The sequence below is a fragment of the Bradyrhizobium sp. BR 10289 genome, from assembly GCF_019455385.1.
Taxonomy (GTDB): Bacteria; Pseudomonadota; Alphaproteobacteria; order Rhizobiales; family Xanthobacteraceae; genus Bradyrhizobium.
Window position 1 is genome coordinate 1 of record NZ_JACOFR010000043.1, and the last position, 22,581, is coordinate 22,581.

Genomic DNA, 22,581 nt, shown 5'->3' on the forward strand with positions numbered 1-22,581 from the left:
CGGCGGCGCGGTACTGCGTCGAGACATAGGCGGCCGCGAGGTTGTCGAGCACGCCGATCAAGAGGCCTCCTGCAATGGCGCCGCGTACCTGGTTGAAGCCGCCGACGATCGCGGCGATGAAAGCGGCCTGGCCCAGCACCTCGCCGGAAGAGAACTTCGCGAGATAAATCGGCGTGATCAGCAGCGAGGCCAGCGCGACCAGGAAGGCGTTGATCAGGAAGGTCAGCAGGATCATGCGCTCGACGGGAACGCCGATGATGCGCGCCACCGTCGGATTCTGCGCCGCCGCCTGCATCTGGTGGCCGAGCGAGGTGCGGTTGAGCAGCGTCGTCAGGCCGACGACGGCCAGAATGGCGACAATGAGGACGCCGATGCTTTGCAGCGAGACGGCGTGACCGAGGATTGAGACGTCGCCAGTCGGCACGATCGAGGGGAAGGGCGAGGCTTCTGCGCTGAAGAACTGCTTGACCGCTTCCTTGATGCCGATCGCCAGCGCCATGGTCGCGATCGCCAGCGGCAGCACGCCGTGGCGCAGCATCGGATCGACCAGCAGCAGCTTGAAGCCGAGGCCGAGCAGGATCATCGAGAGCAGGATGCCGAGGATGATCGCGAGCCAGAACGGGGCGCCGGCATGCATCGCCGCCAGCATCAAAAACGCCGGCAGCATCACGAACTCGCCTTGCGCGAAATTGATGGTCTGCGAGGTCTGCCACAGCAGCGTGAAGCCGACCGCGACCAGCGCATAGATCGCGCCGGTGGCGAGGCCCGCGACTAGAAGATCGAATAGATTCGACATGTTCCGCTCTCGCCTATCCCTCGTCCGGCTCTATCGTCTCCCTCGCCCCGCCCTTGCGGGGAGAGGGCGGGGTGAGGGGCTCTCTTCGAGAACTCATCGCCCACCATTTTCGTGGACGCAGCCCCTCACCCCAACCCTCTCCCCGTAAGAACGGGGAGAGGGAGAAGAAGGGCGAAGCGCTTCACTTCACCTTCGGCAGCACCTGCTTCACCACCTGCTTGCCTTCGACCACCTGGACCAGAAAGCTCTGGCGGTCGATGTCGCCGGTCTCGTTGAAGGTGACGTCCATCAGAATGCCCGGCTCCTCGGTCGCCTTGATCGTCAGGCCATGCAGCGTGTCGGCGAAGGCCTTGGAATCGACCTTGCCCATCTTCTCGGTGGTGGCCTTCACCATGTAGATGGCGAGATAGCCCTTCAGGCCGTTATGGTCGGGGACGTAATTGTACTTCTTCGAAAACTTCTCGCGGAACGTCTTGATCAGATCGACCGGCGCATCGGTGGTGAGGCCGACATGGCCGCGCGCGCCGTTGGCGGCATCGCCGGCCAGCTCGATCACCTTCTGGCCGATCAGCGTGGTCTCGCCCATCAGCGGCGCGGTGACGCCCTGGCGCTTCAGCTCCTTCAGGATGCGCGCGCTCTCTTCCTCGTTGAGATAGACGAACACCGCGTCCGGATTAGCGGCCTTGATCTTGCCGACGTCGGCGGCGAAATCGGCCTGGCCCGCTTCCGTCGAGAGGTCGGCGACGACCTTGGAGCCGAGCCGCTCGAGCTCCTTCACCACGACGTCACGCCCGCCGCGGCCAAAATCGTTGTTGACCCAGACCACCGCGACCGTCTTGGCCTTCATCTCATCGTGGATGTATTTTGCCACCTTCGGCATCGAGGATTGCTGGCCGAACGAGGTGCGGAACAGGAACTTGTTGCCACCTTGCGTCAGCTCGGCGGCTTCGCCGCCCATGATCTGCGCGATGCCCGCTTCCGCCGCGAGCGGCGCCGTCACCTTCACCGAGCCGGAATAGCCGGGTCCGAGCAGCACGTAAGGTTCGGCATCGAGCGCCTTCTGCACCTGGGCGCGGGCGACGCCGGGGTTGGACTGCGAGTCGGCGTGGGTGATCTCGAGCTTACGGCCGAGCACCCCGCCCTTGGCGTTGATCTCCTCGATCGCGAGATCGATGCCGTTCTTCCAGTTGGTGCCGACCGTGGCGCCGCCCCCCGAGAGCTCGGCGACGTCGGCGAGCTTGATCGCCTGGGCGAAGGCGCCCGTGGTCGTGATTGCGGCGAGCAGCGCGCCCACCAACAGTGTCGATTTCATTGTCCTGTCCTCCCATTTCGATTTTGCCAGCGGCCTTGTGTCCGGCCGCTTCACCTCAAGCTGACTGATAGGCTGCGCTCCGTGCCGCCATCACCTCGTCGAATGCCTCTCCCATGATCTCGGTCGATGGGGCAAGGCCAGTGAACAGTTCGAATGCGTCGGCGGCCTGGTAGATCGCAAGCTCGCGCCCGGTCATGATCCGCGCACCCTTGGCGCGCCCCGCCGCCAGCAGCGGCGTGATCAGCGGCGAATAGACGGCGTCGGCGACCCACAGGTCTTCGCGCAACAGTGCTGGCGGGACAGGCGTATCCCGGTTCGGCAGCATGCCGACCGGCGTGCCGTTGACGAGGCCGGTTGCGCCATCGACCGCGTCTTCCACGCTTCGCGCCACCCGCGCGCCGCCGTGCGGGGCCAGCAGTACGGCGAGCTTTTCCGCCCGAGCCGGTTCGCTGTCGAAGATGCGCAGATCGGTCACATCAAGGCTCGCCAGCGCAAAGGCGATCGCCTTGCCGACGCCGCCGGTGCCGATCACGGCAACTGCATTTCCTGAAGGGGCCAGCAGCGGCTTGACCGCCCGCGCGAAGCCGGTCGTGTCGGTGTTGTGGCCGATCAGCCGGCCGTTCTTGACGACGATAGTGTTGACCGCCGCCATGGTCGCGGCCGTTGGCGCCAGCTCGTCGAGCAGCGGGACCACGGCTTCCTTGTAGGGGAAGGTGACGTTGGTGCCGGCAAAGCCGAGGCGCCGCAGGCCTTCGAGCATCATGGCGAGCTCGGCTGCGTCGGCGCCGGCCACCTCGATCAGCTGATAATGGCCGCGCAGGCCCAGCGCCTCGGCGGCGCGCTCATGCATGGCAGGGGAGGCGGAGTGGGCGATCGGCGCGCCGATCAGGCCGGTGAGGAGCTTCTTGCTGGCGGCATATCCGCGCTTCGACATGGTTCGCTATCGTCCCGTTGGCAGCCTTCGGTCCCGGCCATTAGCGGGGAAATCCGTGCCATTCCAAGGGGGACGATAGCCTTTCCATTGCCTAACACAATTACCCTTTTATCCTGCAAACCTAACATCATGTTATTTCTTGCGTCCGCGCCCCGGCGCCGCCCTGCCGTTGCCGCGGGCCGGCTCGACCGCGCGCATCTCGGCGCGCAGGGACTCGATGAAATACTCGACGTGCAGCGACAGCGGTGCGCCACGCTTCACCGCGATATAGGTGTCGAACCGCGTCGGCTCGGCGATCCTGATCAGTTCGATGCCGGGATAGCCGCCATGGGCCACCGTGAACTGGTCGATGATGGCGATGCCGAGCCCCGCCTTCACCAGCGCGCAGACCGTGGTGCCGAAGCGCGCGCGGATGGTGATGTTGTAGTCGAGCCGATGGCGCGCGAAGATCTCGGCCATGATGCGGCCGTAGGGGTCGTTCGGATCGATGCCGATCAGCGGATAGCGGGTGATCTCGGCCGCCGTGACCTGCTTGCGGCCGGCCAGCTCGTGGCCCGGCGGCACGATGCAATAGAGCTCGCCCGAGGCCAGCGGCATGAAGTCGAGCCCGGAATGCTCGAGACGATAGCTCATCGCGACGCACTCGCCGCGGCCGAGCATGAGATAGTCGATGGCTTCCTCGAGCTTGAGGATGTTGATGTCGATGCCGAGGTCCGGATAGCGTCGCCGCACCCGCTCGATCGCGCGCGGCACCATCACCTGCGAGATGCTGGGCACCGAGCCGATGCGCAGCTCCGACAGGCCGCCACGGCCGATCTTGGAGATGATCTCGGAGAGATCGTCGACCTTCTTGTAAACCCCGTTGATCTGCTCGAAAATGGTCTCGGCTTCCGGCGTCGGGAAATAACGCCCGTTCTGGCGCTGGAAGAAGCGGATGCCGAGCGAGCGCTCGGTGTATTTGACGAGCCGGCTGATCCCCGGCGCCGACACGTTGAGCAGCTTGGCCGCGCCGGCAATGGTCCCCGTCACCATCACGGCACGGATCACTTCAACCTGGCGCAACGTCATCATCCCTGAGATGTCCCGGATTGTCTTGCGGGATCATCTCACGGATGCGGCAATCTCATCCAGCGGCAAATGTCAGGAATGGAAATGACCGTATTTCGGGATCGAGATCTGGCAGACCACACCGGTCGGCAGGAATTCGAGCTTCGTCCCGCCGCCCGGTCCGCTGCCGAGGCTACGGGAAATCAGCGTCTGGCCGAAGCCTGACTTGGTCGGCGCGGTGACCAGCGGGCCGTCGCGCTCCTCCCATTCGATCAGCAGTGCGCCGTCTTCGGCAAGACCGACCCGGCGAACCGACAATTTGCCGGATCGGGTCGAGAGGGCGCCGTACTTCACGGCGTTGGTCGTCAGTTCATGAAAGACAAGGCCGAGCGAGACTGCCGTTTTGGAATCAACGGCGATATCGAGGCCTTCCATCGTGATACGACCGCCCGAGAGTGTCGTGTAAGGCGCGAGCTCGACGCTGAGCACGTCCTTGATCTGGAGATTTTCCCAGGACGCGTTCGACAGCAGCGTGTGGGTCGCCGCGAGTGCCTGAATGCGGCCCGCGAAGGATTTTTGAAAATCCTCGATCGTGCGGACGTGCGAGGCCGTGCGTGCCGAGATGGCAAGCACCATCGCCAGGGTATTCTTGACGCGGTGGTCGAGCTCGCCCATCAGCAATGCCTGCCGTCGTTCCGCCGCCTTGCGTTGCGACAGGTTGATCAGCGTCACGACACAGCCTTGTGTCCTGTCTCCGGAGACGATCAGCGGCGCCGCGCTGATCAGGACGTCGGTCACGTCGGCTGACGACGTCTTCACCGCCGCCTCCAGCCCCTGAACGGGGGTGCCGCTGGCCGCCATGGCAACGATGTCTGCGCCGGACATCAGTTCGGTGGCGTCGGCGAAGGTCAGCTCAATCGCATCCTCGAAGCTCTTGCCGATTGGCGCCTCGGCGCAGATCCGCTCGGCGGCAGCGTTGATGTGGGTGACGTTGCCGGCGCGGTCGCAGACGATGACGGCTTCATTTGCAGATGCCAGGATGGATCGTGCCAGCCGTTCTGATTCCTTCGCGGCGGCGCTCTGCTCGCGTTCGCTGATGTCGGTAAAGGTGATCGCGACGCCGCTCACGATACCGAAATCGATCGGCGTTCCCGTGAGCAGGAAACTTCGGTCGGCATTGCCGATGCGCACGTGGATCTCGGCGGATTGGCGCTCCTTAAGCGCCTGTGTCAGCAGGCGGCGGAACGTGGTCTGGTTCACCGGGTCGAACAGGCCGAGCAGCGCCTGGCCCGAGAGCGCGTCGGCCGGGCGGTCCAGCAAGGTGCAAAGCGCCTGGTTGGCATAGATCAGCTGGCCTTCGCGGTCGAAAGCAGCCGCACCGATGTCCATCGCTTCCATGAAAGTGCGGTAGGATTGCTCGCCGCCTTCCAGGGTGAAGACCTGCTCGGTTGCTCCGCCCTTGATGACCACGGCATCGATCTCGCCTTCGCGAATGGCCCGGAGCGTCTCCTCGGCCTCGTAAAGCCGAGCTTCGAGTTCGTCCCGGGTCAACGCGGATACGAGCGACACCACCGTCATCATTCCTCAACCGACAGATGCACTAGAACCTTTTGGGTGTCGGAAAGGTCCCCGATGATCTTGCGAATCGGCACCGGGAGCGCCTTCACCAGGGTCGGGATCGCGACGATGCCGTGCTCGCGCGCAAGCTGCGGCTGCTTCTTGAGGTCGATGACCTCGACCCTGTACTTGCCGGCGAGGTGCTCGGAGCAGATCTTTTCGAGATTGCGGATCGCGGCGAGCGATTTCGGCGTCTCGCCGGCGACGTAGAGAACGAGCTTCACGGGCTCGCTGGGTGCTTCGGCCATAACTCAGTCCTGCTTCGTCGTGCCGGCAGGGAGCTCCACCCCCCGTCCACGCGCCATTGCAGTGGCATCGTCCCGGCTTTGTTTGAGATAGAGGTCTTCGGCCTTGACGAGCCGCTTGAGCTCGGCCTCGTCCGCCTCGATATCGGCGTTCAGCGCCTCGATCTGCGCGAGTGCGCGCCGCCGCCGCTGGGTCACCTGGCCTTGCAGGCGATCGACTTCGGCGCGTCGCTCGGCTTCCGCGCGGCGGGCGCGCGCTTCCTCGCTGCGCCGGGCCGAGCCGGTCAATGCGCCGCCATCGCCGAGATAGGGCTCCAGCAGGTGGATGCCGCTGCTCGACATGACGAACTCGCGGACCTGGTTGGAATGGGCGATGCCGCGCGCCTTCAGCAGATAAAGCTCGCGGTTGAATTCGCCGTTGGCCTCGCGATTGAGCAGCAGGATCCAGCCATCCATCAACGAGGACAGGCCCGCATCGGTCGCGGCCTGCTCGACGCTGGCCAGATGCGTGAAGACAGCGGTGATGCCGTTGGACTTGAGGTAGTCCACGACGCGCAGCAGCATCGCCTGGATCTCGGCGATGTCGGCCGAGCCGGTGAAGGCGGAGATCGGATCGAGCACGACGAGCTGCGGCTTGAACCTGTTGATCTCGCGCAGCATGATCGCGAGGTGCATTTCCAGCGAGTAGAACGTCGGCCGTGCCGCGATATACCGCATCTGGCCCGACTTCAGCCATCTGCCGAGATCCGTACCGATCGACCTCATGTTGCGCACCGTCTGCGCCTCGGACTCCTCGAATGAGAGATAGAGCACGCGCTCGCCGCGCTTGCAGGCGGCATCGGCCATCATGCAGGCGAGCGAGCTCTTGCCGGAGCCGGCGACACCGGTGAGCAGGATGCTGCTGCCGCGATAGAAGCCGCCACCGGTCAGCATGGCATCGAGGTCGGGCACGCCGGTCGAGATGCGCTCGTCGAACACCTTGTGGCCGAGGCCGAGCGAGGAGACCGGCAAAACGGAGAAACCGTCCTCGTCGATCAGGAACGGATACTCGTTGGTGCCGTGGGCGGTGCCGCGATACTTGACGATGCGCAGCCGCCGCGTCGAGATCTGGTTGTCGACCCGGTGATCCAGCAGGATCACGCAATCGGAGACATATTCCTCGAGGCCCTGCCGGGTCAGGCTGCCGTCGCCGCGTTCGCCGGTGATGACCGCGGTCAGGCCCTTCTGCTTGAGCCAGTCGAACAGGCGCCGGATCTCGGCGCGCAGGATGGCCGGGTTGGAGAAGGCCGAGAACAGACTCTCGATCGTATCGAGCACGATGCGCTTGGCGCCGATCGTGTCGACGGCGAATTCGAGACGCAGAAACAAGGCTTCGAGGTCGTAATCGCCGATCTCGGCGACTTCCGATGGATCGATCGCGATGTGCTCGATATGGATCTTCGACTGATCGATCAGGCCCTGGAGGTCAAAACCGAGCGACTCCACATTGGCGACGATGTCGACCGGGCGCTCCTCGAACGTCACGAAGACGCCGGGCTCATCGTGAAGCCGGGCGCCGTTGAAGAGAAAGGTCGACGCGAACAAAGTCTTGCCGCAGCCGGCCGAACCGCAGACGAGGGTCGGCCGTCCGGTGGGAAGGCCTCCCAATGTCAGATCGTCAAAGCCTTCGATGCCGGTGGGAGATTTCCCGATACCCTCAGTCATGCCCTATCCTGGTTCCCGCCGCATTTTCTAAGCAAAGAACGTTGGGACGCCTAGGGGGCAGCGGGGAAATTTGTCCGCGTCAAATTGGGAACAAATCGCCTGGACCGATGTTGTCGCTTTCCTTCGATGTCGGCAGCAATTGACCGCAGGAAATCGAGGCCGCGTGCTCGGCCGGCGCGGGCGTTCAAAAGTGAACATACAATCCTACCGCCATGTAGCATCAGCGGCCAGATCCCGCCGCCGGTGCGGCTCGAGAGGGCGAGATGAGCGAGTTTGAAGGTCGGCTCCTAACCGTGCTGGACACTGCGCTGGAAGCTGCATTCAGTCACGTCAGGCATGGCGGCGATCACGAGACGCGCAAGCTCATCGCGGCACGTCTCGCAGACGCGGCTCGCTCCGGCATCACGGCGCTGGACGAATTGACATCCCTCGGACGTCGCGCGCTCGTTGATCTCCAGAACCGATCGTCGGCTTAGGTCACACGGTTTGCTGCCGGTGGAGAGGACCATCGGTGCGGCGTTTGCTGCGACAGCGTTCTAGCTGGCCGGGCCCTCGGGCGATGCGGCGTCCGCGAGCGCGCTGCGTTCGCTTCGCAGCACCTCGCGCGCATACTCGATGATCTTCTGCTTGTTTGCCGTTTCGTGGACGGCGAAAAACACGCGGTTCAATTCCAGGCCGAGCACGCTGTTGAGCGCGATGTCCTCGTCTTCCATCGTGGTTTTCCCGCTATAGACGCCTTTAGGTGTATCTTGACGGCACTTCTTCCACAAGTAGATTAAGGCTTCGGAGCAGGCGGGCACCGCAATACTACGGGAGCAGCGAATTGAGGCAGCCCCCCAATACGTGCTATACCGAACGGCGAAGGGCAGGAAACGCACCGATGTCCGCCGTCGATTATGGCCGGGAAGCGCTCGACTTCATCGAAAGCCTGGATACCTATCGTAAGGTTCCAGACGCCATGCAGGCGCTTGAAACGGCCTTCGGCCGCTTCGGCTTCGAGACCATTATCGTGACGGGCTTGCCGAATCCCGAGCAGCGCTTTGCGCAGATGGTGCTCGCCAAGCGCTGGCCGGCGGGATGGTTCAGCCTCTACACCCAGAACAATTACGATCGCTTCGATCCCGTGGTGCGGCTGTGCCGGCAATCGGTCAATCCGTTCGAATGGTCGGAAGCACCCTACAATGCCGAGCTCGAGCCGAACGCGGCCGAGGTGATGAACCGCGCCACCGATTTCCGCATGTCGCGCGGCTTCATCGTGCCGATCCACGGGCTCACCGGCTACGAGGCCGCAGTGTCGCTCGGCGGCGTTCATCTGGACCTCAACGCCCGCAGCAAGCCGGCATTGCACCTGATGGCGATGTACGGCTTCGACCATATTCGGCGCCTGCTCGAGCCGACGCAGCATCCGTCGACACGTCTCACACCGCGCGAGCGCGAGGTGATCTCGTGGGCCTCGCAGGGCAAGTCGGCCTGGGAGATCGGCGAGATCCTGCACATCACGCAGCGCACCGCCGAAGAGCATCTTGCAACCGCCGCGCGCAAGCTCGGTGCCGTCAACCGTACGCATGCGGTTGCACTGGCGATTCGGAACAAGATCATCAATCCTTAAGCGCCGTACTGGGAAATTTCCCAATACCGACGCCCGCTCTTTTCGAAGATTCTTCTCCCCATTGAGGCTCAATGGGGGTTTTCATGATTCACGCAATTTCCTCGGTCAATCGCCACCTTTACGAAGACGTACTCGAGCAGCACTTCCGCATACGCCACGATATCTTCGTCGAGGAGCGGCGCTGGGAGACGCTCCGCCGGCCCGATGGTCGTGAGATCGATTCCTACGACAATGAGGATACCGTCTATCTGCTCGCGCTGGAGGGGCGGCGCGTCGTCGGCGGTCACCGGCTCTATCCGACCACCAAGCCCTCGATGATGAGCGAGGTGTTCCCGCATCTGGCCTCGGTTCGCGGCTGCCCCGCCGATCCGCTGGTCTGGGAATGGTCACGCTACTTCGTTGTGCGCGATCGCCGCGATGGCACCCTCAACCTGCAACTGATGGCGGCGGTGCAGGAGTTCTGCCTCGGCCAAGGTATCGCGCAGGTCAGCGCGATCATGGAAACCTGGTGGCTGCCGCGCTTCCATGAAGCCGGCTTCGTCGTCACCCCGCTCGGCCTGCCGGCCCTGGTGGAGAATGCCTGGACCATGGCGGCGACGATCGACATTCGCCGGCAGACGCTCGACGCGCTGCATGATCGCATCGGCACCGCTTCGATCGTGCAACAGGACGGCCCGCGTCTGGACGCCGTCGCCCGTGCCAACCTCTGCGGCCTTGCCGCGCAACGAAAGAGCGCCTGAGATGTCGAACATGATGCGGGACAGCCAGATCATGGCGCAAACCAAGGACGAGAATCTCGGCTACATGTCCGACATGGCCCTCGAACTCGCTCAGATGGCGGAGGACTCCGGCCTGACCACGCTCGCTTACCTCTTCCGGATGGCGGCACTGGAGGCCTCGACGGCCAACAGCATGCTCGCCGAGCCGGACGAGATTCCCCAGCAGATGACGTCGCACTAGACGTAGCCTGCTTTCATTCCTGACCACCTTCAAACCCTCCCCCGGCTCGCCGCGGGGAGGGTGATCGTTTGGGTGCGGCAGGTCGCCTCATGCCGCGCCGCAGCCTTTTTGCATCGCGAGGCGCATATCGGCGCCCCCTTGCTGCAGGAAGAAGCGCGGGATGCCTAAAATCCCGTATTGCCCCGAATTGTTTTAAGCCTAAAATGTTTTCTCGATCGTGCTGCCGCATGCACCCGCATGCAACAAAGTGCATTTCTGGTGTCAAATCGCTCTTGCCTCGGAACGATACTGCCATTACCCATTTTTCGGCCTTGATGAGGCAGGGGGAGCTCTTTCACTGATGGCGAACGTGTTCGAACATCGGCGCGATTCCGCGTGCGCCTGAAAGAGTTCTGATGCTGCTCGTCGTCGAACAGTTCTTGAACGGATTGCAGTTCGGCCTGCTGCTGTTCTTGCTCGCCGCCGGCCTGACGCTGGTGTTCGGGATCATGGATCTCGTCAACCTCGCGCACGGCTCGCTCTACATGATGGGCGCCTATTTCGCCGCGACCTTTGCCGCCTGGACCGGCAGCTTCTTAGCTGGTGCGCTGATGGCGCTGGGCGCGACGCTGGTGCTCGGCATCGTGCTCGAAATGTCGGCGCTGCGGCATCTCTATGGGCGCGACCATCTCGACCACGTGCTCGCGACCTTCGGCCTGATCCTGTTCTTCAATGAAGCCGTGCGGCTGATCTGGGGCCCCGCGGGCCTCGCACTGCCGCTGCCGGCATGGCTCACGGTGCCGGTGCCGATCCTGCCCGGCATTCATTATCCTGCCTATCGCCTCGCCATCATCATCGTCGCGCTGCTGGTGGCGCTATTGCTCTATCTCGGCGTGATGCGCACCCGCATCGGCATGCTGATCCGGGCCGGTGCCTCCAACCGCGAGATGATCGGTGCGCTCGGCATCAACATCAAGCTGCTCTACACGCTGGTGTTCGGCCTTGGCGCCGCGCTTGCCGGTCTCGCCGGCCTGATGCAGGCGCCGATCCTCACCGTGCAGATCGGCATGGGCGAGAACATCCTCATTCTCGCCTTCGTCATCATCGTGATCGGTGGCATCGGCTCGATCCGCGGCGCATTCCTGGCTGCGATCTTCGTCGGCATGATCGACACGCTCGGCCGCGCCTTCCTGCCCAATCTTCTGCGGCAGGTGCTGAGTGGCGCCGCCGCCTCCACCGCCGCGCCCGCGCTGTCCTCCATGCTGATCTACCTCTTGATGGCGATCGTGCTGGTGGTGCGGCCGGAGGGGCTGTTTCCGGCCAATCGCCGATGAAGAGCTTGCGTCGATGAAGGCTTCCACGTTGAGCAAGGCCGTCACGGCCGTGATGCTGGTCGGCCTCGTGCTGCTGCCGCTGTATTCGTCTCTCGCCGGCAACGTCTTCATCCTGACGCTGTTCACCCGCATCGTCATCCTCGCCCTGGCGGCGGCGAGCCTCAATCTCATCATGGGCTTTGGCGGCATGATGAGCTTCGGCCACGCCGCCTATCTCGGCATCGGCGGCTATGCCGTCGGCATGCTCGCGCAGGAGGGCATAGGCTCCGGCTGGATCCAGTTCCCGGTCGCGCTCGCGGCCTCCGCGATCTACGCGCTCGTGATCGGCTCGCTGTCGCTTCGTACGCGCGGCGTCTATTTCATCATGATCACGCTGGCCTTTGCGCAGATGGCCTATTACGTCGCCTCGGGGCTGGCCCGCTACGGCGGCGATGACGGCCTCACCGTCTATAAGCGCAGCGATTTCTCCGGGCTGATCAACCTTGGTAACCGCACGCAGTTCTATTATCTCTGCCTCGCCTGCCTTTTCGGCGTCATGCTGCTGATCTGGCGCATCGTCAATTCGCGTTTCGGCCTCGTCGTCCAGGGCCTGCGCTCCAACGAGCAGCGCATGCAGGCGATCGGCTTTCCGGCGAAACGCTACCAGCTGGTCTGCTTCGTCATCTCGGGCATGATGTGCGGCCTTGCCGGCGCGCTGCTCGCCAACAACACCGATTTCATCAGCCCGGCCGTGATGTACTGGACCCGCTCCGGCGATCTCATGGTGATGGTGATCCTGGGCGGCATGGGCACGCTGTTCGGCCCGGTCATGGGCGCGGTGGTGTTCCTGCTGCTGGAAGAATTCCTGTCGCAGATCACCGAATATTGGGCGCTGATCATGGGCCCGCTGCTGCTGCTGATCGTGCTGTTCGGCCGCGGCGGCATCATGGGCATGCTGGGGAGGGCCAGCCGTGGCTGAACCGCTGCTCCGCGTCGAAAAGCTGGTACGCCGCTTCGGCGGCATTGTCGCGACGGACAACGTCTCGCTCGACGTTGCCAGCGGCGAGCTGCACGCCATCATCGGCCCGAACGGCGCCGGCAAGACCACGCTGATCAGCCAGCTCACCGGCCATCTCGAACCGCATTCCGGCAGCGTCTCGCTGGCCGGGCGCGACATCACCTATCTGCCCGCCTATCGCCGCTGCGCGCTGGGCCTCGCCCGCTCGTTCCAGATCACCTCGCTGCTGCTGGATTTCACCGCCGCCGACAACGTCGCGCTGGCCGCGCAGGCGCATGCCGGCACCTCGTTCCGCTTCTTCGCCAATGCGCGCAAGGAGCGATCCTTGCGCGATGCCGCGCACGCCGCGCTCGACCGCGTCGGGCTGTTGCACCGTGCCGACGTCCTGGTGTCCAGGCTCAGCCATGGCGAACGGCGCCAGATCGAGCTTGCTGTCGCACTCGCCAGCAAGCCGAAACTGCTGCTGCTCGACGAACCGATGGCCGGTCTCGGCGTCACCGAGTCCCAGGGCATGGTGAAGCTGCTCCAGGAGCTGCGCAAGGAAGTTTCGATTGTGCTGGTCGAGCACGACATGCCCGCGGTGTTCGCGCTCGCCGACCGCATCTCGGTGCTGGTCTATGGCCGCGTCATCGCCTCCGGCGATCCCGACGCGATCCGCGCCAATGAGGATGTCAAGCGCGCCTATCTCGGCGATCAGCATGTGGTGACGCACCATGGCTGAAAAGATGATGGCTGACACCCTGCTCGACGTCGACGGCATCGAGACCTGCTACGGCCTCTCTCAGGTTTTGTTCGGCTTGTCGCTGTCGATCAAGCCGGGCGAGATGGTCTCGCTGATGGGCCGCAACGGCATGGGCAAGACCACGACGATCCGCTCCATCATGGGCCTGACGCCGGCGCGCGCCGGCACGATCCGCTTTGCAGGCACTGACGTGCGCCAGCTTCCGCCGTACCGGATCGCAAAACTCGGAATCGGCCTGGTCCCCGAGGGCCGCCAGATTTTTCCGAACCTCACCGTGCGCGAAAACCTCGTCGCCGCCGCCGCCGATCGCTTCAATAGCCCTAATCCCTGGACCCTCGCCGCGATCTACTCGCTGTTTCCGCGGCTCGCCGAGCGCGCCGTCAACATGGGCAACCAGCTCTCCGGCGGTGAGCAGCAGATGCTCGCGATCGGCCGCGCGCTGATGACCAATCCGAAGCTTCTCATTTTGGATGAAGCCACCGAAGGCCTCGCGCCGCTGATCCGCGACGAGATCTGGAATTGCCTGTCGCTGCTCAAGAGCCGCGGGCAGTCGATCCTGGTCGTCGACAAGAACGTCGACCACCTCGCCCGCATCTGCGACCGCCACACCATCATCGAGCGCGGCAAAACGGTGTGGAGCGGCACGTCCGACCAGCTGATGGCCGAGCCGGATCTGCAGCATAAGTATTTGGGGATTTGAGGAGCGGTCAGAGGCAGGGCCGCGCGGGCCTCATGCGGCCTGTCGTCCCTGCGAACGCAGGGACCCATACCGCGGAATCCATCGAGAGCGGATATTCGAAGTCCCGAATGACCAGTCTTCGCCAAACTACTCCCTGAGGTTATGGGTCCCCGCGTTCGCGGGGACGACAGCGGAGAGAGACGTCGCCTTACTCAGAACACCTCGAAATATTCGCGGTGCTCCCAGTCCGTCACCTCGCCCAGGAAGCGGTCGATCTCGGCGTTCTTGATGTGCGTGTAATAGTCCACGAACTCCGCACCCAGCTTTTCGCGGAAGAACGGATCGTCCTTCAACGCGCTGACCGCATCGCGCAGGCTCTTCGGCAGGAGTGGAGCCTTGGTCTCGTAGGGCGTATCGGCCGACGGGCCGGGATCGAGCTTGCGATCGACGCCGTCGAGGCCTGAGAGCACCTGCGAGGCCATATAGAGATAGGGATTGGCGGCGGGCTCGCCGATGCGGTTTTCCAGACGCGTTGCGGCATCGCCCGGGCCGCCGAGCACGCGGATCATCACGCCGCGATTGTCGCGGCCCCAGATCGCGCGGTCCGGCGCCAGCGAATAGGAGCGATAGCGCTTGTAGCCGTTGATGGTCGGCGTCGTGAAGACGGTCGAGGCGCGGGCGTGGTCGAGCAGGCCGGCGAGATACGACCTGCCGAACGCGCTGAGCGGCTCGGTGCCGTCCTTCGTCATGAACAGGTTCTCAGCCGTAGCGCGCGAGACGATCGACTGGTGAAGATGCCAGCCGCTGGCGAACACGTTCGGCAGCTTCGGCCGGCACATGAAGGTGGCATGATAGCCGTGGCGCCGCGCGATCTGCTTCACGGCGCTCCGAAACAGCACCATGTTGTCGGCGGGCTCGATGCCCTTCCTCGGCGCGAAGGTGAACTCGCATTGGCTGGGGCCGAACTCGACCTCGACCGAGCGCAGCGGCAGCCCCAGCGCGACGATGTCGCGGCGCAAAATCTCCAGCACCGGCTCCATCTGATCGAAGCGCTGCTCGGTGAGATATTGATAGCCGTGGCTGAGCAGGCTCACCGAAGGGGGCGTACCGGGCTGTCCCGCATCCTCCGCACGCATATGCGCGTCGTCGAGCTTGAAGATGTGGAATTCGACCTCTAACCCGGCGACGAAATCGTGGCCGCGGCCAGCGAGCTCGTCGAGCACCTTGCGATAGAGCGAGCGCGTCGCGAATGGCACGGGACGGCCGTCCTGGAAATGGAGGTCGCACAGCACCCAGCCCGTTGCCGGCGCCCAGGGCAGCACGCGAAACGTGGTGGTATCAGGCACCATCAGCACGTCCGCCGCGCCCTCCATCTCCTTCATGCCGAACCCGCCCCCCGCGGTGAAGACCGGAAACACCGTGCGGTGCGAGGTGTCTTTCGCAAGCATGGTGGTGGTGATGGAGCAGCCGCTTTCCAGCGAGGCGATCGCCTCGGCGGCGATGATGGTCTTGCCGCGCAGGATGCCGTGCTGGTCGGGGAAGGCGAGGCGGATGACTTCGAGGTTCTTCTCCTCGACGATGCGACGCATGCGCGCTGCGGCGTCTTTCTGCTCATCCGACCACAGCGCATGACGCGCGACGAAAGTCACTGCTATCTCTCCTTGATACTCTGCGCGAGCATAGTCCACACTGTCATCGTCCGCGAAGGCGGACGATCCAGTATTCCAGAGACGGTCGTGTATCCACGAGGGGCCGCGGCGTACTGGATGCCCCGCCTTCGCGGGGCACGACAGCGGAGAACGTAGAGCCGCCGTCGCGGCCCGCCCGCAGCGAATGGCATCGTCACTCCGCTGCCGTCAGCCGGTGCACGTTGTCCGCGATCTCCTTCGGGACCGGTGCCGTCCACGGCGCACCGCGGCGGCGCTTGACGTCGACTTCCATCCAGTAGGTCTCCCAGCCCCGCGTCGGCCCGATGCCGTCCATGGTCGCCGGACCCTGGATCGAGCGCGCATTGGCCTCGTCTAGGAACAGCATCGGCTTCTCGCCGCCGCCGACCTTCTCGATCTCGGCCCGCAGCAGGCGGCGATATTGCACGATCGCCTTGTCGCTCGAACCGAGATGCTCCTTGGTGCGGTCCTGGATCGCGCCCATCGATTCCACCGCCCATTGGTCGTGGACGTTGATGTCGTTGCCCATGCCGGTATAGGTCGCGGTCTGCTGCTCGTGCGGATCGAAGCCGTAATCGTTGCTGCGGTTCTTGCGCGAGGTGTAGTCGGGCAGTTCGTAGAGTTCGAGCCGCTGGTCGCGCATCTTCTGCTTGTCGACCGGGTTCGAATAGCTGGTGAAGATGGCGTACCAGTAGCAGTTCTCGTCGTCGACCGGTACGTGCCATTGCGTGATCGTCATCTCCGTGCTCATGGGAATGACGAAGCCGTGCGGGAAGAGCTGGTTGGTGACGCGCACATGGGTGCGCTCCTCGTCGATCTCGCGCAGCGCAATCAGCCGCAGACCGTATTCGGTGTGCTCGACATTGATGATCGGGCGGTCGTATTCGCGCAAAATCTTCGTCATCGGCAGATCCGAGCCGGCCGAGGCGCCGCGGAACTGCTTGCCGTAAGCGGTGGAGGTGTCCTCGTCCTCGAAGAAGCGATGCAGATAGGAGGCGTGCGCGGGATCGATGCCGACCTCCAGCGCCTGCAGCCAGTTGCAGGCCATATGGCCTTTGAATGCGAAGGTGTGCGTGCCGGGCGCAACGAAGCAGTCGATCTCCGGGAATGCGGGCGGGGCGCCTTCGCCGAGATAGGCCCAAAGGATGCCGCTCTTCTCCACCACCGGATAGGAGCGCTGGCGGATGTTTTGGCAGAGCTTCGAATCCTTCGGCTCGGCCGGCGTCTCGATGCACTGGCCGGTGGCGTCGAACAGCCAGCCGTGGAAGGCGCAGCGCAGGCCGCCATGCTCGAGTCGTCCGAAGGCGAGGTCGGCGCCGCGATGGGCGCAATGGCGATCGATCAGGCCATAGCGCCCGATTTCGTCGCGAAACAGCACCAGGTTTTCGCCAAGCAGCCGCACGGGGCGGATCGGCCGCTCGCCCTGGAGTTCGTCGACCAGCGCAGCCGGCTGCCAGTAGCTCCGCATCAGCTTGCCGCACGGATCCCTAGGCCCGGTGCGGGTGATCAGGTCGTTCTGCTCCTGGCTCATCATGGCAGTAGCATCCTTTGTGGAGTGGCGTGTGTTCGCCTATTGAACGAATGGGCGAATTATGACATGCCTTCAAAAGGCGGCAAGCACTATTTTGCAGGACCATCCCGACCCATGCCCAAGCTGAAGCGGACTGAGAGCGACGAGCGTGCGACGGATTTCGTCGAAGCCCTCGATCGCGGGTTGCGCCTGCTTCAGTGCTTTGCCACGACGACGGGACCGATGACCCTGAGCGATCTCGCCCGTGCCGCCGCACTGCCGCGCGCGACCACGCGGCGCATGCTGTTCACGCTTCAGCGCGGCGGCTACGTCTCCGGTGACGGAAAACTGTTCTCGCTGACGCCTCATGTGCTGACGCTGGCGGCGTCGTATCTGCGCTCCAACCAGCTGGTCGCCGTCCTGCAACCGGTGCTCGATCGCGTCGCCAGCGCGGCGAACGAGATCTCCTCGCTCGCGGTGCTCGACGGTGACGACGTCGTGTTCGTCGCGCGCAGCAGTCCGGCGCGGATGTTCTCGGGTGGCCTGGAGATCGGTTATCGGCTTCCGGCCTTCTGCACCTCGGTCGGCCGCGCCATGCTCGGCCAGCTCGACGATGCCGATCTCGCCGCGCGCCTCAAGGCGGTGAATCGCGAGGCACTGACGCCGCAGACCGAAACCGATCCCAAGGCGCTGCTCGCGCGCATCGCCGCTGACCGGGCGCAGGGCTACTCGCTGGTCGACCGCGAAGCCGAGCCGCATTTTCGCTCGATCTCGGTGCCGGTGCGCCGTTACGACGACGTGATCGTCGCGGCCATCAACATGGGCGCGCACGTCGATCGCGTGCCCGCACAGGAATTGATCGAGCGATTTTTACCGCTGCTGCGCGAGGGCGCGGAATCGGTGCGGTCGCAGCTGCTGTAAGCCGAATTATCGATTGCGCATCCAGTCGGCGAGCCCCGATATCGCCTTGTCGAGGTCCTGCCGTGCAGCGGCGTCCGTTACCGTCTCTTCCATCGCGCCGCGCATGCAAAGCAGCCAGGCGTCGCGTTCGGCATCGCCGATGGCAAAGCCGATGTGCCGCTGCCGCAGCCGCGGATGGCCCTTCTCGGGGGTATAGAGTTTGGGACCGCCGGTCCATTCGGTGAGATAGCGCTTCAGCACGTCCCTGATCAGGCCGAGGTCGTGCGCGTGCATGGCGCGGATCACTTGCGCCTCCGGCAGCGTGTCCATGCGATCGTAGAAGCGGTCGACCAGAAGATCGATCGTGGCACGGCCGCCGATCCGCTCGAACATGGAGATGGCGACGTCACTGTCGGTCATGACTCAATCCTAAGCTTGTGGGCTCGGATATATTGTCATTCCAGCAATAGGCCAACCCTACAGCGCCACGCTCCGCAGGCCGAAGTTGCGGGCTTCGTTCTGCAGCACCGGGCGCACGGCATCGATCAGCCTTGCAGCGGCCGCGTCGACCGACAGCCCTGCCGTATCCACCACCGCCGCCGCGCGCGAATAGAGCGGCTCCCGGCTCAGCAAAATGTTGCGCAACTCGGCCATGGCGGAGCGGTCGTCGGCCATCGGGCGCAGATCGCCCTGGCGGCGCACGCGGGCCATGTGCTCTTCGGGCTCGGCCTTCAGCCAGATCGTGTAGAACGAGGTCAGGATCTGGTCGAAGGTCAGGGGCTCCGAGACGATGCCGCCGCCGGTCGCCAGCACCATCAGCTCGTTGCGCGCGAGCAGTTGCTGCAGCGCGGCCTGCTCCATGCGCCTGAAACCTTCCTGGCCGTAGAGCGCGATGATCTCGGCAACCGAAAGGCCGTTCTGCTGCTCGATCTCCTTGTTGAGCTCGACAAAGCTCCAGCCGATCTTCTTCGCCAGCATTCGCCCCAGCGTCGACTTGCCGGCGCCGCGAAGGCCGATCAGCGCGATGCCGCAGAACGGCGCGCGTCGCGGCGCCGATGCGTTGCCCCCGGCGAGCAGATCCTTGGCTTGCGCGATCTGCGCCGGCGTCGCCTTACGCAGGAGATCGCGGAACATCTGCCAGTCCGGCGTCGGATCGGCTGAGGGCAGCAGATCTTCGAGATGCGCGCCCATCGCGTCGGAGACGCGGCGGAGCAGCACGATGGAGACATTGCCCTTGCCGCTCTCGAGCTGCGCGATGTAGCGCTCCGAAATCCCTGATACCTTGGCGAGCACTTTGCGCGACATGCCGCGCAGCGCGCGCATGGTTCGCACGCGCTGGCCGAGCTGTTCGAGAAAGCGGGATTCGGCGTCCGGACTGTCGGTCATGAGCCTTCTTTACAGGGTCCTGCGGCGCGTTGTAATGAAACATAGTGCGTGCTGGCATTGACAGCAAGCCGTCACAGTGTCTTTCTATGAATTATAATTCTAAATTCGGGGGAGACGACCGTGAGCGAGGGATCCTACAACGCGGTGACCTGGCTGCTCGACCGTAACGTCGAGGAGGGGCGCGGCAACAAGCTCGCCTTCGACGACACCGTCTCGCGGCTGACCTATGGCGAGCTCCAGCAGCAGACCCGGCGCGCCGCCAACATGCTGCGCCGGCTCGGCGTCCGCCGCGAGGAGCGCGTGGCAATGATCATGCTCGACACGATCGATTTCCCGATTGTGTTTTTGGGTGCGATCCGCGCCGGCATCGTGCCGGTGCCGCTCAATACGCTGCTGACCGCGGACCAATATGCCTACATCCTTGCGGATTGCCGCGCACGCGTGCTGTTCGTGTCCGAGGCGCTCTATCCCGTCATCAAGGACGTGGTCGGCCGCATGCCGGATCTCGAGCACGTCGTGGTCTCCGGCGCCAAGCAGAACGGCCACAAGCAGCTCGCGGAAGAAATCTCCGGCGAGAGCGACCAGTTCACCACCGCCGCGACGCATCCCGACGAACCGGCGTTCTGGCTCTATTCGTCCGGCTCGACCGGCATGCCCAAGGGCGTGCGCCACATCCATTCGAACTTGCAGGCGACCGCGGATACCTATGCGAAGCAGGTGCTCGGCATCCGCGAGAGCGACGTTTGTCTCTCCGCCGCAAAGCTGTTCTTCGCCTACGGCCTCGGCAATGCATTGACCTTCCCGATGTCGGTCGGCGCCAGCGTGATCCTCAACAGCGAGCGCCCGACGCCGGCGCGCATGTTCGATTTGATGAACCGCTACGAGCCGACGATCTTCTACGGCGTACCGACCTTGTTCGCGGCCATGCTCAACGACGAGACGATGAAGAGCGAGCGCGGCGGCGGCGCCTTGCGCATCTGCACTTCGGCCGGCGAGGCGCTGCCGGAATCCGTCGGCAACAGCTGGAAATCGCGGTTCGGCGTCGACATCCTCGACGGCGTCGGCTCGACCGAGCTGCTGCACATTTTTCTCTCGAACGCGCCGGGCGACATCAAGTACGGCTCCTCCGGCAAGCCGGTGCCGGGCTATGCGGTGCGGCTCGTCAACGAAGCCGGGCAGGACGTTGCCGACGGCGAGGTTGGCGAACTGCTGGTCGATGCGCCCTCCGCCGGCGAGGGCTACTGGAACCAGCGCCACAAGAGCCGCCGCACCTTCGAGGGCCCGTGGACCCGCACCGGCGACAAATATGTCCGCGACGCCGAGGGCCGCTACACCTTCTGCGGCCGCGCCGACGACATGTTCAAGGTCTCCGGCATCTGGGTCTCGCCCTTCGAGGTCGAGAGCGCACTCATCACGCATCCCGCCGTGCTGGAAGCCGCCGTCGTGCCCGAAGCCGATCCGGAAGGGTTGCTCAAGCCCAAGGCCTTCGTCGTGCTGCGGCCGGGCGCAAAGACGAGCGATTTGCAGGAGATGCTGAAGGAGCACGTCAAGCAGAAGATCGGCCCCTGGAAATATCCGCGCTGGATCGACGTAGTGGACTCCCTGCCGAAAACGGCAACGGGAAAGATCCAGCGGTTCAAATTGCGCGAGGGCGCGAACTGAGCGCCCGCGTGAACGAACGAGAGTGACAGCATGACCAAGCTCACCCCCACCGGCTTCCTCAGCATCGGCACGGCCAGCCTCGAATACAAATGGCTCGCGCCGCAATCGGCCGATGCGCCCACCATCGTCATGCTGCACGAAGGGCTCGGCTCGGTCGGCCTGTGGAACGATTTTCCGGAGAAAGTGCAGCAAGCCACCGGTGCCGGCGTCTTCGTCTATTCGCGCGCAGGTTACGGCCAGTCGAGCCCGATCGCGCTGCCGCGTCCGCTCGATTACATGCAGCGCGAGGCGTTCGACGTGCTGCCGAAGATCCTTGACGCGATCTCCTTCAAGCGCGGCCTGCTGCTCGGCCATTCCGACGGTGCCTCGATTGCGACGATCTATGCCGGGGCGCATCAGGATCACCGCCTGCAAGGCCTCGTGCTGATCGCGCCGCATTTCATCGTCGAGGACATCTCGGTCAAATCGATCGCCGCGATCAAGACCACGTTCGAAACCACCGACCTCAAGGCAAAACTGGCGCGCTGGCACAAGGACGTGGACAACGCCTTCTACGGCTGGAACGGCGCCTGGCTCGATCCGAAATTCCGCGATTGGGACATCTCGGAATACCTCGCCTATATCCGCGTACCCATCCTGGTCGTGCAAGGACGGGACGACCAATATGGGACGCTGCGACAGCTCGAAATCGCGCGGGAAGAGTGTTACTGTCCGGTAGATTTGAAAATTATTTCAGAGGCGGGCCATTCCCCGCATCGTGAAGCGCCGGGGGCGACGCTTGACGCGATTGAGCAATTTGCAAGAGCGGCCCTGCGCGACGATCAGGGACTTCAAGGACACGCCGCATGATCATGCGGAGGCACATCCATGAATGTGCCTTCACATGCAGGCGGTCCGTTGCCATGGCCACGATGGGCCTATGTGCCGGGCGAGACCGGCGGTGTCGATGCGGATTCCGAGACGCTTGACCTCGCCAAGGCGCTGGTGCCGCCGGCCTTCCGCGGCTATGTGCCGGCGCGCCATCCGGCGCTGCGCTACGGCTTGTCCCTCAACGACCGCGGCTATTTCTGGGAAGCGCAGGAGGTGCTGGAGGCGGTGTGGGCCGCAGCACCGCAAGGCGGCCGCGAGCGCATTCTGCTGCGCGCCTGCATTCTCGTCTCCAATGCGAATCTGCGTCTGCGGATGCAACGGTCGCATTCGGCCGCGCGCCTGTTCGGCGATGCGCTGGCGGAGCTGCGCGCCCTCAGCACGCGCAAGGCGGCGGTGGGCGGCGATGGCTTCGTCGAGAGCTTTCCAATTCCCGCTCTGACCGCGCTGCTCCAGGCCAAGCTCGGCCGACCCCAGCTCTCCAAGGCCGACTGGATCGCGCTCAGCGCCGTCGTGCGGTCCCAATAGCCCACATGCAACAAAGTGCATGCATCGAGTGTTGAGGGCTAGACGTGTCCGGAAAGATGCACTATTGTGCATCTAACGGTAAACGTCAGAAACAAGCTCAAGGGTG

Annotated in this window: 24 protein-coding genes; 12 read left to right on the forward strand and 12 right to left on the reverse strand. The window is 64.2% G+C overall.

What is annotated here, in order from left to right; all coding sequences use genetic code 11:
• From HYH08_RS36765 to kaiC, 7 genes are all read right to left on the reverse strand, one after another.
• Positions 1 to 796: branched-chain amino acid ABC transporter permease (locus tag HYH08_RS36765; protein ID WP_220014711.1), on the reverse strand; the 796-nt coding region annotated here is incomplete at its 3' end.
• Between the two features lie 181 nt (positions 797 to 977).
• A complete protein-coding gene (locus tag HYH08_RS36770) occupies positions 978 to 2,108 on the reverse strand; it encodes an ABC transporter substrate-binding protein (RefSeq protein WP_220014712.1) in 1,131 nt (376 codons plus the stop codon).
• Between the two features lie 55 nt (positions 2,109 to 2,163).
• Complete coding sequence (locus HYH08_RS36775; protein ID WP_220014713.1) at positions 2,164 to 3,042, reverse strand: shikimate dehydrogenase; 879 nt, start codon at positions 3,040 to 3,042, stop codon at positions 2,164 to 2,166.
• A 132-nt stretch (positions 3,043 to 3,174) separates the two neighbouring features.
• On the reverse strand, positions 3,175 to 4,113 hold the full coding sequence (locus HYH08_RS36780) for a LysR family transcriptional regulator (protein ID WP_220014714.1): 939 nt from the start codon (positions 4,111 to 4,113) through the stop codon (positions 3,175 to 3,177).
• 69 nt (positions 4,114 to 4,182) lie between these two features.
• Complete coding sequence (locus HYH08_RS36785; protein ID WP_220014715.1) at positions 4,183 to 5,661, reverse strand: sensor histidine kinase; 1,479 nt, start codon at positions 5,659 to 5,661, stop codon at positions 4,183 to 4,185.
• A gap of 5 nt (positions 5,662 to 5,666) precedes the next feature.
• Positions 5,667 to 5,954 (reverse strand): circadian clock KaiB family protein, encoded by a 288-nt coding sequence (locus HYH08_RS36790; protein WP_220014716.1) that lies wholly within the window; start codon positions 5,952 to 5,954, stop codon positions 5,667 to 5,669.
• A gap of 3 nt (positions 5,955 to 5,957) precedes the next feature.
• Entirely contained in the window at positions 5,958 to 7,655 is a 1,698-nt protein-coding gene (gene kaiC / locus HYH08_RS36795; protein ID WP_220014717.1) for a circadian clock protein KaiC, read from the reverse strand.
• Between the two features lie 263 nt (positions 7,656 to 7,918).
• Here kaiC and HYH08_RS36800 point away from each other — a divergent pair, with 263 nt between their 5' ends.
• Complete coding sequence (locus HYH08_RS36800; RefSeq protein WP_220014718.1) at positions 7,919 to 8,131, forward strand: hypothetical protein; 213 nt, start codon at positions 7,919 to 7,921, stop codon at positions 8,129 to 8,131.
• A 60-nt stretch (positions 8,132 to 8,191) separates the two neighbouring features.
• Here HYH08_RS36800 and HYH08_RS36805 read toward each other — a convergent pair whose 3' ends face one another.
• On the reverse strand, positions 8,192 to 8,368 hold the full coding sequence (locus HYH08_RS36805; protein ID WP_220014719.1) for a hypothetical protein: 177 nt from the start codon (positions 8,366 to 8,368) through the stop codon (positions 8,192 to 8,194).
• Positions 8,369 to 8,535: 167 nt separating this feature from the next.
• Between HYH08_RS36805 and HYH08_RS36810 the strand changes: the two genes are divergently transcribed.
• The 7 genes from HYH08_RS36810 (at position 8,536) to HYH08_RS36840 (ending at position 13,976) form a co-directional block, all read left to right on the forward strand.
• Positions 8,536 to 9,264: a helix-turn-helix transcriptional regulator gene (locus HYH08_RS36810; protein ID WP_220014720.1), complete on the forward strand. Its 729-nt coding sequence runs from the start codon at positions 8,536 to 8,538 to the stop codon at positions 9,262 to 9,264.
• A gap of 83 nt (positions 9,265 to 9,347) precedes the next feature.
• Positions 9,348 to 10,004 (forward strand): acyl-homoserine-lactone synthase, encoded by a 657-nt coding sequence (locus tag HYH08_RS36815; RefSeq protein WP_220014721.1) that lies wholly within the window; start codon positions 9,348 to 9,350, stop codon positions 10,002 to 10,004.
• A 1-nt stretch (position 10,005) separates the two neighbouring features.
• Positions 10,006 to 10,224: a hypothetical protein gene (locus HYH08_RS36820; RefSeq protein ID WP_220014722.1), complete on the forward strand. Its 219-nt coding sequence runs from the start codon at positions 10,006 to 10,008 to the stop codon at positions 10,222 to 10,224.
• A gap of 395 nt (positions 10,225 to 10,619) precedes the next feature.
• Positions 10,620 to 11,537 carry a branched-chain amino acid ABC transporter permease gene (locus HYH08_RS36825; protein ID WP_220014723.1) on the forward strand — a complete coding sequence of 306 codons (918 nt, stop codon included), beginning with the start codon at positions 10,620 to 10,622 and terminating at the stop codon, positions 11,535 to 11,537.
• Positions 11,538 to 11,550: 13 nt separating this feature from the next.
• Positions 11,551 to 12,495, forward strand: a complete 945-nt coding sequence (locus tag HYH08_RS36830; protein ID WP_220014724.1) for a branched-chain amino acid ABC transporter permease — start codon at positions 11,551 to 11,553, stop codon at positions 12,493 to 12,495.
• Positions 12,488 to 13,255, forward strand: a complete 768-nt coding sequence (locus HYH08_RS36835; RefSeq protein WP_220014725.1) for an ABC transporter ATP-binding protein — start codon at positions 12,488 to 12,490, stop codon at positions 13,253 to 13,255. The genes HYH08_RS36830 and HYH08_RS36835 overlap by 8 nt, the downstream gene beginning before the upstream one ends.
• Positions 13,248 to 13,976, forward strand: coding sequence for an ABC transporter ATP-binding protein (locus tag HYH08_RS36840; protein WP_228748314.1), 729 nt, complete (start codon positions 13,248 to 13,250; stop codon positions 13,974 to 13,976). The genes HYH08_RS36835 and HYH08_RS36840 overlap by 8 nt, the downstream gene beginning before the upstream one ends.
• 191 nt (positions 13,977 to 14,167) lie before the next feature.
• Here the strand turns inward: HYH08_RS36840 and HYH08_RS36845 are convergent, their stop codons facing one another.
• The gene (locus HYH08_RS36845) at positions 14,168 to 15,604 is read right to left on the reverse strand and encodes a glutamine synthetase family protein (protein WP_220014726.1); all 1,437 of its coding nucleotides are present in this window, start codon (positions 15,602 to 15,604) and stop codon (positions 14,168 to 14,170) included.
• Between the two features lie 193 nt (positions 15,605 to 15,797).
• Entirely contained in the window at positions 15,798 to 17,156 is a 1,359-nt protein-coding gene (locus HYH08_RS36850) for an aromatic ring-hydroxylating dioxygenase subunit alpha (protein WP_220014727.1), read from the reverse strand.
• A gap of 111 nt (positions 17,157 to 17,267) precedes the next feature.
• Here HYH08_RS36850 and HYH08_RS36855 point away from each other — a divergent pair, with 111 nt between their 5' ends.
• Positions 17,268 to 18,053, forward strand: a complete 786-nt coding sequence (locus tag HYH08_RS36855) for an IclR family transcriptional regulator domain-containing protein (protein WP_220014728.1) — start codon at positions 17,268 to 17,270, stop codon at positions 18,051 to 18,053.
• Positions 18,054 to 18,059: 6 nt separating this feature from the next.
• On the opposite strand, the gene HYH08_RS36860 is transcribed toward HYH08_RS36855, so the two are convergent.
• Both HYH08_RS36860 and HYH08_RS36865 read right to left on the reverse strand, forming a co-directional pair.
• On the reverse strand, positions 18,060 to 18,452 hold the full coding sequence (locus HYH08_RS36860; protein ID WP_220014729.1) for a group II truncated hemoglobin: 393 nt from the start codon (positions 18,450 to 18,452) through the stop codon (positions 18,060 to 18,062).
• Positions 18,453 to 18,509: 57 nt separating this feature from the next.
• On the reverse strand, positions 18,510 to 19,418 hold the full coding sequence (locus tag HYH08_RS36865; protein ID WP_220014730.1) for a helix-turn-helix transcriptional regulator: 909 nt from the start codon (positions 19,416 to 19,418) through the stop codon (positions 18,510 to 18,512).
• A 120-nt stretch (positions 19,419 to 19,538) separates the two neighbouring features.
• Here HYH08_RS36865 and HYH08_RS36870 point away from each other — a divergent pair, with 120 nt between their 5' ends.
• From HYH08_RS36870 to HYH08_RS36880, 3 genes are read left to right on the forward strand one after another with little or no spacing between them, the layout of a single operon-like run.
• A complete protein-coding gene (locus HYH08_RS36870) occupies positions 19,539 to 21,080 on the forward strand; it encodes a benzoate-CoA ligase family protein (protein WP_220014731.1) in 1,542 nt (513 codons plus the stop codon).
• A gap of 30 nt (positions 21,081 to 21,110) precedes the next feature.
• A complete protein-coding gene (locus HYH08_RS36875; RefSeq protein WP_220014732.1) occupies positions 21,111 to 21,929 on the forward strand; it encodes an alpha/beta fold hydrolase in 819 nt (272 codons plus the stop codon).
• Between the two features lie 18 nt (positions 21,930 to 21,947).
• On the forward strand, positions 21,948 to 22,475 hold the full coding sequence (locus tag HYH08_RS36880; protein ID WP_220014733.1) for a DUF309 domain-containing protein: 528 nt from the start codon (positions 21,948 to 21,950) through the stop codon (positions 22,473 to 22,475).
• Positions 22,476 to 22,581: the final 106 nt, after the last annotated feature.

Bases quoted from the DNA above. Each gene is read 5' to 3' on its own strand.
- HYH08_RS36770 (WP_220014712.1), bottom strand. From the start codon at position 2,108: ATGAAATCGACACTGTTGGTGGGCGCGCTGCTCGCCGCAATCACGACC.
- HYH08_RS36775 (WP_220014713.1), bottom strand. From the start codon at position 3,042: ATGTCGAAGCGCGGATATGCCGCCAGCAAGAAGCTCCTCACCGGCCTG.
- HYH08_RS36780 (WP_220014714.1), bottom strand. From the start codon at position 4,113: ATGATGACGTTGCGCCAGGTTGAAGTGATCCGTGCCGTGATGGTGACG.
- HYH08_RS36790 (WP_220014716.1), bottom strand. From the start codon at position 5,954: ATGGCCGAAGCACCCAGCGAGCCCGTGAAGCTCGTTCTCTACGTCGCC.
- kaiC (WP_220014717.1), bottom strand. From the start codon at position 7,655: ATGACTGAGGGTATCGGGAAATCTCCCACCGGCATCGAAGGCTTTGAC.
- HYH08_RS36800 (WP_220014718.1), top strand. From the start codon at position 7,919: ATGAGCGAGTTTGAAGGTCGGCTCCTAACCGTGCTGGACACTGCGCTG.
- HYH08_RS36805 (WP_220014719.1), bottom strand. From the start codon at position 8,368: ATGGAAGACGAGGACATCGCGCTCAACAGCGTGCTCGGCCTGGAATTG.
- HYH08_RS36810 (WP_220014720.1), top strand. From the start codon at position 8,536: ATGTCCGCCGTCGATTATGGCCGGGAAGCGCTCGACTTCATCGAAAGC.
- HYH08_RS36815 (WP_220014721.1), top strand. From the start codon at position 9,348: ATGATTCACGCAATTTCCTCGGTCAATCGCCACCTTTACGAAGACGTA.
- HYH08_RS36820 (WP_220014722.1), top strand. From the start codon at position 10,006: ATGTCGAACATGATGCGGGACAGCCAGATCATGGCGCAAACCAAGGAC.
- HYH08_RS36825 (WP_220014723.1), top strand. From the start codon at position 10,620: ATGCTGCTCGTCGTCGAACAGTTCTTGAACGGATTGCAGTTCGGCCTG.
- HYH08_RS36830 (WP_220014724.1), top strand. From the start codon at position 11,551: ATGAAGGCTTCCACGTTGAGCAAGGCCGTCACGGCCGTGATGCTGGTC.
- HYH08_RS36840 (WP_228748314.1), top strand. From the start codon at position 13,248: ATGGCTGAAAAGATGATGGCTGACACCCTGCTCGACGTCGACGGCATC.
- HYH08_RS36850 (WP_220014727.1), bottom strand. From the start codon at position 17,156: ATGATGAGCCAGGAGCAGAACGACCTGATCACCCGCACCGGGCCTAGG.
- HYH08_RS36855 (WP_220014728.1), top strand. From the start codon at position 17,268: ATGCCCAAGCTGAAGCGGACTGAGAGCGACGAGCGTGCGACGGATTTC.
- HYH08_RS36860 (WP_220014729.1), bottom strand. From the start codon at position 18,452: ATGACCGACAGTGACGTCGCCATCTCCATGTTCGAGCGGATCGGCGGC.
- HYH08_RS36865 (WP_220014730.1), bottom strand. From the start codon at position 19,418: ATGACCGACAGTCCGGACGCCGAATCCCGCTTTCTCGAACAGCTCGGC.
- HYH08_RS36875 (WP_220014732.1), top strand. From the start codon at position 21,111: ATGACCAAGCTCACCCCCACCGGCTTCCTCAGCATCGGCACGGCCAGC.
- HYH08_RS36880 (WP_220014733.1), top strand. From the start codon at position 21,948: ATGAATGTGCCTTCACATGCAGGCGGTCCGTTGCCATGGCCACGATGG.